General features: G+C 37.0%; 1 protein-coding gene. It reads left to right on the forward strand.

Going from position 1 to position 638, the window contains the following annotated elements:
• Positions 1 to 31: 31 nt before the first annotated feature.
• On the forward strand, positions 32 to 638 hold a 607-nt coding region (locus tag LG30_RS21220), incomplete at its 3' end, for a glycosyltransferase family 2 protein (RefSeq protein WP_161785785.1).

Here is a 638-nt window from a genome sequence, read left to right on the forward strand (position 1 = left end):
CCCTACTACAGTCAAAATTTGACGAAAGACCGTGAAGATTTCTCTATTTAATAAACAAGGTGGTAAAATGATTTCTATCGGTGCGATTTTCAAAAATGAATGCCCGTACATTATAGAATGGCTAGCATATCATATGACGCTGGGAATTACAGACTTCCATATAGCAGATAATATCAGCACAGATGGTAGTAGTGAGCTACTGTACTATCTCGATAAATCTGGACTTATCAAAAGGATAGAATACCCAACACAAGACAATACACCACCACAATTAGGTGCATATGACGAAATACTGTCAACCCTTGATGACAATAAATGGATAGCATTTATTGATGCTGATGAATTTATTGCACCAAGTAACTATGAAGATGGTTTAGAGCCATTGAATTCACTTTTATGTAATAAAGAAAATGGGGCAATATCACTCAACTGGGCTGTCTACGGTTCTTCTCATTCAATTTTACCCGATAGTGGACTTGTAATAGATAGATTTACCAAGCGTGCAGCAGAAGAGCATACTGTAAATAAGCATTATAAATCTATTGTTCGTGCAGGTGATGTTGTAAGTACTGGCACGAACCCTCATGCGTTCAAGATTAAACCTGATAAAAAATTTATTATCCCCAGTGGGGCTGTAC

Origin of the sequence: Aeromonas aquatica (assembly GCF_000764655.1) — a bacterium.
Taxonomy (GTDB): Bacteria; Pseudomonadota; Gammaproteobacteria; order Enterobacterales; family Aeromonadaceae; genus Aeromonas; species Aeromonas aquatica.